General features: G+C 48.6%; 6 protein-coding genes and 2 pseudogenes. 3 read left to right on the forward strand and 5 right to left on the reverse strand.

Annotation, left to right across the window (positions count from 1 at the left end):
- Positions 1-389: 389 nt before the first annotated feature.
- A complete protein-coding gene (locus RMO35_RS17835) occupies positions 390-4,109 on the reverse strand; it encodes a cadherin-like domain-containing protein (protein ID WP_309742750.1) in 3,720 nt (1,239 codons plus the stop codon).
- A gap of 501 nt (positions 4,110-4,610) precedes the next feature.
- On the opposite strand from RMO35_RS17835, the pseudogene RMO35_RS17840 reads away from it, so the two are divergent.
- Positions 4,611-4,973: pseudogene (locus RMO35_RS17840) on the forward strand (plasmid pRiA4b ORF-3 family protein); the annotation flags it as partial.
- Between the two features lie 25 nt (positions 4,974-4,998).
- Here RMO35_RS17840 and RMO35_RS17845 read toward each other — a convergent pair.
- Together RMO35_RS17845 and RMO35_RS17850 are read right to left on the reverse strand one after the other, a co-directional pair.
- A pseudogene (locus RMO35_RS17845) lies at positions 4,999-5,112 on the reverse strand (recombinase family protein); the annotation flags it as partial.
- 127 nt (positions 5,113-5,239) lie between these two features.
- Positions 5,240-6,481 (reverse strand): hypothetical protein, encoded by a 1,242-nt coding sequence (locus RMO35_RS17850; RefSeq protein WP_309742752.1) that lies wholly within the window; start codon positions 6,479-6,481, stop codon positions 5,240-5,242.
- A gap of 272 nt (positions 6,482-6,753) precedes the next feature.
- Between RMO35_RS17850 and RMO35_RS17855 the strand changes: the two genes are divergently transcribed.
- Positions 6,754-8,181, forward strand: coding sequence for a cytochrome P450 (locus tag RMO35_RS17855; protein ID WP_309742754.1), 1,428 nt, complete (start codon positions 6,754-6,756; stop codon positions 8,179-8,181).
- 108 nt (positions 8,182-8,289) lie between these two features.
- Here the strand turns inward: RMO35_RS17855 and RMO35_RS17860 are convergent, their stop codons facing one another.
- Complete coding sequence (locus tag RMO35_RS17860) at positions 8,290-8,586, reverse strand: hypothetical protein (RefSeq protein WP_309742756.1); 297 nt, start codon at positions 8,584-8,586, stop codon at positions 8,290-8,292.
- Between the two features lie 26 nt (positions 8,587-8,612).
- Positions 8,613-9,560: a M23 family metallopeptidase gene (locus RMO35_RS17865; RefSeq protein WP_309742758.1), complete on the reverse strand. Its 948-nt coding sequence runs from the start codon at positions 9,558-9,560 to the stop codon at positions 8,613-8,615.
- A 273-nt stretch (positions 9,561-9,833) separates the two neighbouring features.
- Here RMO35_RS17865 and pyrC point away from each other — a divergent pair.
- Positions 9,834-10,718: dihydroorotase (gene pyrC / locus RMO35_RS17870; protein ID WP_309742760.1), on the forward strand; the 885-nt coding region annotated here is incomplete at its 3' end.

Consider the following 10,718-nt stretch of genomic DNA (forward strand, 5'->3'; position numbering starts at 1 on the left):
TATTCAACTCGACCCCCAAAATGCTGATGCCTACGTCAATCGCGGTTTACTGAGGAACGAACTTTTGGGCGATCTCGCTGGTGGAATTGCCGACATGCAACAAGCAGCCAGATTGTATCAACAGCAAGATAATACTAAAGACTATCAGATGATACTCGATCTGATTGAAGACTGGTAACAGGCTGCGGTTATTTGCCAATATTTAGCGGTTGCTGGGGCAGTTAATAGTAATTAGGTGAGTAGGATAAAGAACAGCTACAGGATCAGCCCAGAACTACTCTATATATATATATTCTGTAATTAAAACTTGATACAAAAAACCCATCAGTGTAGTGACTGATGGGGGGGTTGAACCACTATTTAACGATGCAAGTAGATTGCAATAATCGTTAAACCGTGATGAAACTAGACTGTACCAATCGATTGGCACTCACTCCAGTTAACAGCCCTAACGTCTCAGTGCCAAAGCGAATTGCCGCACTGCCACTGACATTAGTAAAACTCAATTGACCAAAACTCAGCCCTCCCGCTAAGCCTAGCGTATCTTGTCCAACCGTAAAGTCTTGAAGCGTGTCGGTGCCGTTACCATTGCGGGTAAGAACAAAAGTATCGCGACCTGCACCACCATTGAGCAGATCGTCGACATTGCCACCATTGAGCAGGTCATTGCCATCACCACCCCAGAGAAGATCTTCCCCATTGCCGCCGAACAAAGTATCGTTACCACCATTGCCAAACAGCGTGTCTTTGCCATTACCGCCATCTAAGTTATCATCGCCATCGTTGCCAGTGAGGGTGTCTTTGCCATTACCACCGTTTAATGTTTTGCCCACTGCTAATGTCACAAGTGCTTGACTGGTGAGAATACCATCACTGAGAGTGTATTTGAAGCTGGCAGTACCACTAAAGCTAGAGATGGGAGTGAAGACAACATTACTCCCGTTGAGGGCAACGCTGCCACCAATGGCATCGCTAAATCCGTCGGACAGAATCGATAAAGTAGTATTGGCATCGGGGTCAGTGTCGTTCGAGAGCAGAGTTGCAACCGGAATCAATTTGGCGACACTCTGGTTAGCTGTGAAGCCGTTGTCATCTATAGCAGTTGGAGCTTCATTGACATTCGTGAGTGCTAACGTGAAGTTGGTAGTAGCATCAGGCATATTGCCAACTGTGGCATCATCCACAGCAACACTAATCGCATAGCTGGATTTCCCTTCAAAGTTGAGGCTGGTATTTGCCTTGACGTACAGCACGTTGCCATCGATTTCAAAGGTGCTAGCATCAGTTCCGCTGAGGCTCAGAACGTTGGTGCCTAGAGCATCATCGGTTACTGAGAGATCGGCAACCTTGAGCCGAGTCGCGGTGCTAGTGTTTTCGGCTAGTGTCGTGACGGGATTGGCGAGGTTAACTGCCGTCGGTGCTTTGTTTGGTACGGCTAGATTGAAGCGGGCAACTACAGGATCGTGATCGCTGACCTGATCCGCAAACTCAGAGTTGATGTGAACGACATCAAAGCCATCGAGTTTGCTCGATAGATTGTTGCTGACCAGGATTTGATCCAGTACCTGAGCATTGCCCTCAAAGTTGTAGGTATAGCGTTCATTGGCTGGCAGGGTTTCGACCAAAGTATTTAAGCCCCCACTTTCCAAAATGGTCAGGGGATTGGAAAACTCAAAGTCGTTCAGATCGCCTGCCACAATTATATTAGCGTTGGGGTTGGTCGCGAGCAGACCCTGCACGAAATCTTTGACGATCGTGGCTTGCTGATTGCGTTGCACTTCACTCGTCAGCGTCGGTGGTTGGTTGACACCAAACAGCGGCTGGTCGCCACCTTTGGAGTTGAAGTGATTGCCGACGACGGTGATTTCTTGTTCATTGAAGACAAACTTACCAACCAAAGGTTTGCGGCTGCTAGCGAAGGCATCGCCATCGGCTAAGTTAGGATCGGTCAAGCGTTGCAGCGATCCTTCGACAAAGCTCACGCGGTTGGGATTAAACAGGAAACTCACGCGAATGTTGCCACCAGGTTCGCCGCCATCTTGATTGTTAACGGGATCGATCTGGCGATATTCATAGGTGGGACCACCCGCAGCCGCGATCGCATTAATCAGCGTTTGCAGTGTCACGTCGGCATTGACTGTGCCATTGTTGGTCGCACCGTTGTTGTCCTGAATTTCTTCCAGGTTAATAATGTCTGGTGACTTGAGATTAGTGACGATCGCATTTGCCAAGGCATTGAACTTGACTGCACCATCGCCAGGATCGAGATTTTCGACGTTGAAGGTCGCAGCGGTCAACTGGGTGGCACTGTTAGTCAGGTTCGTGATTTCTTTTTCTAAGGTTGAAGCCTGTACTACGGTCGGAGCGTTCGTAACTAGTACTTCGTAATTACTAAAACTGTAGTTGACGACCCCAGTAATCGTACTGAGTTGGGCACCGACATTTACATTAGGTAACGTCAGGGAATTGTTCAGATCGTCGATCTGAATCCGCTCTGGGTTGAAGTCGCTGGACGTAATCAGGCTACCACCACGAGCAGTACGGCTAGTCGCATTAGCACCATTGTCTGCTAGCACCCAGATTTCTTCAGATGTCCCAAAGTTGGCGGTAGGTGAGGTGGTGACTGGACTGTTGACCTGAACTAGCATCCCTTCCAAGCTTTCGTAAAAGTCAATGCCATCTTGAGCCGGATCGAAGATGCCATTGGTTTCTAAATTGCTGGCATCGTTTTCAATTACGGATGTAGGAATAGTTCGACCGCCATTACCTAGCACCGTCGGCGCGATTGTTGTTGTCGGAGCGTTTGTCCATGCTGTGACACTCAGGGGCTGGACACTACTGTTATTGGTAATTTGGGTGATAGTCAGGTTGTTGGCACCACCAGCACGAAATTCGGTAACTGTCCCGCTCACCAATATGGCTTCGCCGACCGTGCGCGCACCCAAAATGCTAGTAGCGTTGTTCGTAAAGACGAAAATCCCTTCAGAAGTAGCCTCATTGGCATCGGGCGTGGGATCTTGGAGGTAGAATCCGTTCGAGGCGATCGCGGTTACAATTCCCGGCACATTCACTACACCCTGACCATTGAAGGTTGACAGGTGGGCGGTACCTTGAATGTCATTAATCCGCGTCCCACCAGCCGCAACATCGTTGTCGGCGATCGTCACGGTTGCCGTATTAGTCGCACCTAGATTGTAGGCATCAGTATCAACCAATGTCAGCGTAAGAGTTTCGGTAGTTTCTGGGGACAAGTCATCTACAGGTGTAATGGTGACATCCACAAAAGATTGTCCGGCAGCAATGTTAGCAGTACCTGCGAGGCTTGGAGTATAGTCGCCACTGGTTGCCGTACCGCTGAGAGTGTAAGAGACTGCTAGAGCGGTGGTGGTATCGCCCGATCGACTAATGCGGAAGGTACCAGGGTCTTGTGCTGCTTCGGCGGCAGTTGCGTCTTGAGCCGCGATCGTCACCACTGAGGTTGTTGACACTGCACTTACTGTCGGGGTGAGTGAGAAATTATCGATCGCTAAACCATCGTCAGCGCCAGAAGCATCAAAGCTATTCCAGCGAATCCACACTATCGCGCCTGGGGCAATCGACAAGCCCGCGATCGAATTGCCGATCGTCGTGCGGTTAGCTGCGGCGTTACCATCGAGTAAGCCGACAGTGCCCACTGTGATTGGGGCTGTAAAGTCCAGGGCATTCACATCAGTCCAAGTTCCCGTTATTAAAGAAGTCGCATCTAAACTGTACTGAAAATCGATGAGATCTGCTCTGTTCAAAGTCCCTAACCGCCACTGTTCGCCCGTATAAGCCACGTTGAGTGCGGTAATCGTCGCTCCGGTGTCATTAGCAAAACTTGCCCCCACTGTCGGCAATAAACTGCCAGACTGCAATCCGCCTAGTGCTCGTTCTGTACTACTGGTGGCTCCAAAGCTGTAAGTGTCACCTGCGTTTGAACTGCCTGTTCCGGCTGTATAGATTGTATTCGCGTTCGCTCCAGCCTCAGTAAATACCCAACCATTGGGCAAAGTAGAGCTGCTAGCGGAACTTGCCAATGTGTCAAAGTTTTCGGTGTAGGTCGATCCGGTTAAACTAATTGCTGCCATTTTTGCTTACTTTACAAGATGAGTTACGAGTGAGAATCCCGTTAGGATAATAGCCTCTCGACCGATAAATGTTTGTTATGCAATTCTCATTGCCTGTAAGTAACTTGACGTAATTGCCAATCTCAAGCTCAGCTTTTTTGGGCAATTCTTTTGTACAGTGACTTTTTATTTGTCGTGAAGACACATTAATGTCGTTGAAGCGACAAAGCTAGACTTAGCCGCTTTTCCATCCAATGACAGCTTGATGATTTGACGACATGAAGATGAATCGAATCGCAAAAGTTTCCAGCCCCTATATCAGCGGCGCATCGACGGTCGGGTCGATCGACAAAGGCTAGGAGGTATATCCTTCCAAGTTGTGTGCGTCAGCGGCTATATGCCGGGAGGTTTCCTCCCGGCTGCGAGACAAGACAAGACAGCGTCCGTTTGCTTGACGACACTAATTTGGCGAGCAATTATTTTCGGGGAGATGAAATATCCGAAATGCGGTAAAATGGCTCTATGTCTGAATCTGAGCAAATAACCGTCTACCAACTCAAAATCTTCATCCTGGGCATCAGTCCCATGATTTGGCGACGCATTAAAGTTCACAGCGACACCACGATCGCCGATTTACACTACATCGTCCAGATCGTAATGGGGTGGACAGATTCCCAAGCGAGCTTTGCGGGGGAAGCTTCCCCCGCAAACGTCGCGCATCTACATCGCTTCGTCATCCACGGGAAAGATTACGGGATCGCTCAGAGCGGGGGAATTTGGTTTACTGACGACCCAAACAAAGTCAAACTAGCAGATTTGGGATGGCGAGTGAAAGAACGCTTTGTGTACCAATATGACTTTAGTGACAACTGGCAACATCAAATTGGGGTTTTTTGCATAAACCCTCCAAACTTGTACCGCTTTTTTTCTCTTGATAAACCTTATCGCAATGTTGGAGCTTGTCTAATTGGACATTAAGACTTTGCCCCACCGAACTAACTCGTGCATATCCAACTAGAGCCATACTTAAAACTCCAAGTTGTACTCATATATCTCATTATTCTTTAGACTTTAAGAGAAAGGTATTTTGAGACATAAAAAGAGACATGATAGGGATGTGTCTCAGGAAGTATAGGATGAGAACCAATCCATTATTTCGCAAATGTAGTCACCATTCCGTCGGGCGACAGTTTGCGGATGGAATGGTTATTCATATCCGCGATAAATAAATTTCCCTTGCTGTCAAAGGCGATGCCTTTTGGAAAATTGAACAGAGCCGTTAAAACCTTGCCGTCTTTATTGCCTTCCTGCGCTCTGCCGGCGATGTTTTGCGCACAGGGGTCAATGATATTATTTCCCGCCAGCGTTGATACTTTGCTGCCCGATATTTTGATAATCCGGTGCAACCGTTTGTCCGTAAATAGTATCTCGCCCTTTTGATTGGTGATAATCGCCGATGCCGGATCGACGAATTCAGCTTTAGCTGCATCGCCTGGCGTGTAAACCGGACACCATTTTCTTTTATAAGGCTGCCCGGCGATGCTCGTGATTGTCCCGGCGGTAAGGTCTATTTTTCCGATAAAACGGGCAAATCCGGCAGCGGCATAAATGATATTTCCCTGACTGTCGGTAGTGATGGCTGAAATATCGTGCGGCAGAATAAACTTTCCGTCGGGAGTTTTTAGTGTTGAAACCACGCCGCCCGCAATCTTCCTGATGACACTAAACCGTCGGGCGGAGGTTTGGCTATATTTTGGAGCAGAGCCGTTTAGGTCTTTTAAAAAATACCTGTCGGTTAGGTAATTACCTCCGATAGCGTCTTTTATCTTATCGTAGCTACTGGTGATATAAATATTGTCTTTACCGTCAATCGTCATTAAATCAATCAGATTAAGTCCGGCGGCGGCAAGCGGTCCGTCTTCCAGCTTGTAACCGTATTGTTGTCCGGCGAATAGTTTTATTTCAGCTTTGTTATCGGCGGAAACCGTTATTTTGTAGATGGCGGTTCCGCCGTTTTCGGTCGCGTAAAGATTGTCTTTGGAATCAATGATGAGGTTAGTCCAAGTTCTGTCCATCCCGCCGATAGCCGGACCTTGTTTTGAAAGGTCGGTCACAGTTCTGTCCGGCGCGATTTTCAGCATCCCGTATTTGCGCGTCACAAAAATATTGTCTTTACTATCAACGACAATATACTGCGGTTCTGAAACGGTTTTACGCTCTTGCGCTTGAGCGGACAAATTAATTGTTAAGACGATAACGGCGAAAAGTATTAAGTTTCTCATAATTTGTTTTTTCAAAGATTGGGATGTACCAGAAATATTCTGTATTGGGCGGCTCACCCGCCACTCTTTTAATTTCATCATTTGTAGATCCCGCTCCGCCTGTGATTGCACCGCAGTCTGATATTGTACAGTATTGCTTCCCAAATCTCGCAACCAACTACTTCCTGCAATACTTCTCTAGCACGTTCTGAGAGTAGTAATTGTCTCTTCATTAAGTACACGTCCGTTCGATATCTCTGTCAAACTTTACAAGCATAACTACCGCTTATTCAAAATCTTCCTAATTTTTTAAGCCTGAGTAGTTACGATCGAATAACATTGGCTGCAAGGTCAGGATTGAGAGCAGGCTATAATATTGATAGATGTATTGGGAAAGATCGACTATGCAATTACCTCTAGGTCCCCAAACGCCCGCTGCGATCCAACTTATCCGCTGGATTTTCAGCCCCATGTCCTTTATGGATGAGTGCGTTCGCCGTTATGGCGATATATTCACTCTCAATTTGGGTAAAAATAATCAAAATCTAGTCTTTGTCAGTAATCCCCAAGCCTTGCAGCAAATTTTAACTCAAGATACCAGAGCAGATTTTCATGCTCCAGGTGAGCTAAACGTTTTATTTAAGTCTTTGCTCGGCGACAACTCCGTAATTTGCCTGAGTGGGGCACAGCATCAACGCCAACGACAGTTGATGATGCCACCATTTCATGGCGATCGGATGCGAACATATAGTCATGTCATCACCCAAATTACGGCTGAAACCTTAGCAGAAGTCCAGATCGGTCAAACTTTCGACGTGCGGACGACCACCCAAACAATTACCCTGCGGGTGATTATGCAAGCAGTATTTGGACTAAATCGGGGCGAGCGTGCCGAACAACTCGCCCGTCTCCTGAGCGAACTGCTTGAACTTGGCAGTTCTCCCCTAAGTGTCGCGATGTTATACTTGCCCATCCTCCAACAAGAATTTGGTGGAATTGGTCCTTGGGCAATCCAAATGCGCTGTCAGCAGGCGGTAGATGCTCTCATCTACGCCGAAATTCAGGAACGCCGGAGTCAACCCGATTTTACCCGTACCGATATCCTCAGCCTCTTGATGGCGGCTCAAGATGAAGTGGGTGAGTCGATGACTGATGTTGAATTGCGAGATGAATTGATGACGATGCTGGTAGCGGGACATGAAACGACAGCGACAGCTTTAGCTTGGGCATTATATTGGCTGCATAAGTTGCCAGCAGTTAGAGCTAAATTAGTCGCCGAACTCGATCGATTAGGCCCAGATCCAGATGTCACCGCCGTGATGAAATCTCCCTATCTCGATGCCGTTTGTAATGAAACCCTGCGGATTTATCCAGTTGGAATGCTAACTTTCCCCCGAGTTACTACCAAAGCTGTCAATCTCGCTGGACGAGAATTACCACCAAATACAATCGTGCTAGGGTCGATTTATTTGACTCACCATCGGGAAGATTTATATCCCCAGCCCAATCAATTTCGACCAGAACGTTTCTTGGATCGACACTTTTCGCCGTTTGAGTTTTTCCCCTTTGGTGGTGGTGCTAGACGTTGCATCGGTAGTGCTTTTGCGCTGCTGGAAATGAAACTCGCCCTCGCCCAGATCCTCTCACAGTGGGAACTAGAATTGGTAGACCAGCGGGATGTCCACGCAAAACGCCGAGGTTTGGTAACAGCACCAGAACGCTCGATCCAACTGCGCGTCAAAAGTCAACGATCGAAAGTCGAATCAAATCCTAACTCGATCGATCGGATCGCTGAAGATAGTCAACTTACTGCGTCTGAAGTGGCTCTATGACTGGACGGACGATCGTTGGTGCAGGGGTTGGATCTGATTTAAAAATAGCTGTCAATGCCTGTTTTAGTCTGTAGGCTAGGTTGAGCACAAAACCCAACAGCACCAGCGTTATAAGCCCAGTTGTTCGATATTTAATGAAGCCCATTGTAGCGACCCACTGCTCTGCACCACATAGTCCAGCACTGTTTCAATTTCAGATCTTTTCGTCAGCATCAGCACCCGCACGTCATCTCCTTGACCTACTGCTTCTAGGAGCCGAATTTCTTCAGTACTCAATGGCTTGCCGTCATACTCGGCGCGGGTGCATTGTCGGTGCGGGATGGCCTCGAATAGTGGAGTCACAGTTGAGGGTGAGGGTTCGAGCGCAATTTTTACGGCTCCATCACCGGAGTCATCAAATGTCACTTGCCCCGATAGAGCCTGTGCTTTGGCTAGGGCATAGTCACACGATCGCTACGAATCAGAAAGCGTCCATCAAAGCGCATCAGCAAAGGATCGCCGGAAAATGGTGTCGTAGACGATCCGGGACGTTGGGCATGAATGTGTAAGTGGGGTTCGTCGCTGGCACCAGAGTTTCCGACCTCGGCCAGACGCTCGCCAACCCGAACGTCGATTCCTGATTGCACCGAGAGACTTTGAGATCGAAAATGGGCGAGTAAGACATCAGCATTGCCACAGAGCAGAATGACATGATTACCCGATCGATTTACTGCATCGATCTGCGGAATCTGCATATCTGGCAAACCATCGATCGCCTGAAGAATTTTCCCCGTACAGGGAGCGAACACAGGCTCACCATAAATCTGATAAGCAGCCAGATCGCTAGGAACGATCCCTTTTGCCCGCCAGCCAAACCGATCGATCTTGACAATATCGGCTCCGTAGCTCTGTCCTCGGTAGGCACGAAAACGCGGCACTGACTCGTCCAGCGTTTTTAGATGTGCATTAATCCGAAGATCGCTACCACCATTGAGAATTAGATACTCACCATCCCGCAGCGGAAAGGCGAGATCGAAGGCGGGAATAGGGGGTGGAAACTGACCAGCCCAACTCCGCACTGCTTCGTTTCTAGCAAAAACACCAAAAGCAACGAAACCAACGATCGCAATCCAACCGAGCCAACTAGACGGCATTCTTGGTATCGGTTTGGGTCGCCGCCGCCCGATCGCTACAGCGATCGCCAACAGTAGCCCATACACATAAGGTGTCCACCAAGGTGGAAAAATCCAGAGGCCGATGCGGGCGATCGCGAATAATGCGATTGCCGTAACGAAGGCTTGGATCGTGATACCCAACAAATTATGCGGTGGGGCGATCGCTAACCATGCTATTAGGGCCAGCGGTAAAATAATCTGAGCCACAATTAGCGAAGTAATCATCTTCTTTTGCCCTCGATCGCCAGACCAGAAAAAATCGCCATTGCCGCCAGTCCTGCCCGTTCTGGATTGGCACTCCCCAAAAAACTGAGGAAACTCAAAAAGCCGAGAAATCAGAGATAGCCTTTTTGCTGTAAAAGAGTCTCGATCTCCCAATGGTAAGATTTAAACATGAAGAATATGTGAGGAGCGAATTTCTGAATGGATCTCAGTCACAGTTTTCTCATTTGCTTTCCGAATAATGTAAGGCATCGCCAACTGTTTTATGATTGAAAGATGCAAAAACTCACAATTACCCGACCCGATGACTGGCATCTGCATGTACGCGATGGGGATGCGCTTAAAGCGGTTCTGCCGCACACGGTGCGTCAGTTTGCCAGGGCGATCGTCATGCCGAATTTGAAGCCCCCAGTGCGCTCGGTAGCCGATGCTGCGGCTTACCGCGATCGGATCGTCGCGGTGATTCCGTCTGGCCAGCAGTTCGAGCCACTGATGACACTCTACCTCACGGATAACACTAGCCCCGCAGAGATCGTCGCCGCCAAAGAAGCCCCATTTATCAAAGCAGTGAAGTACTATCCAGCAGGTGCCACAACCAACTCAGACTTCGGGGTAACGGACATTCGGAAGTGCGATCGCGTCTTTGAAGCGATGCAGCAGGTGGACATGCCGCTGTTACTACATGGAGAAGTGACCGATGGCGATATTGATGTGTTCGATCGAGAGCAAGTGTTCATCGAGAAACACCTGATCCCACTCAGATCGCGATTTCCCAAACTGCGCGTCGTACTCGAACATATCACCACCTCAGATGCGGTGCAGTTTGTCCAATCTGCCCACAACGTCGCGGCCACGATTACACCCCAACATCTATTGTTTAACCGCAATAACCTATTCACAGGCGGCATTCGTCCCCATTTTTATTGTCTGCCCATTTTGAAACGCGAGCAGCATCGCTTGGCACTTTTGGCAGCAGCCACATCGGGCAGCCCCAAGTTTTTTCTGGGTACCGATAGTGCCCCTCATACTCGCGACAGCAAAGAAAGTTCCTGTGGCTGCGCTGGTTGCTATTCGGCTCTGCACGCGATGGAGTTATACGCAGAAGCGTTTGAGAGCGTTGATGCCCTCGATCGACTCGAAGCTTTCGCCAGCTTCTATGGG

Source organism: Chamaesiphon sp. OTE_20_metabat_361 (genome assembly GCF_031364565.1).

What these genes read in the sequence shown, in the direction of transcription:
- RMO35_RS17835 (WP_309742750.1), bottom strand. Translation starts at nt 4,109, where the DNA reads ATGGCAGCAATTAGTTTAACCGGATCGACCTACACCGAAAACTTTGAC.
- RMO35_RS17855 (WP_309742754.1), top strand. Translation starts at nt 6,754, where the DNA reads ATGCAATTACCTCTAGGTCCCCAAACGCCCGCTGCGATCCAACTTATC.
- RMO35_RS17865 (WP_309742758.1), bottom strand. Translation starts at nt 9,560, where the DNA reads ATGATTACTTCGCTAATTGTGGCTCAGATTATTTTACCGCTGGCCCTA.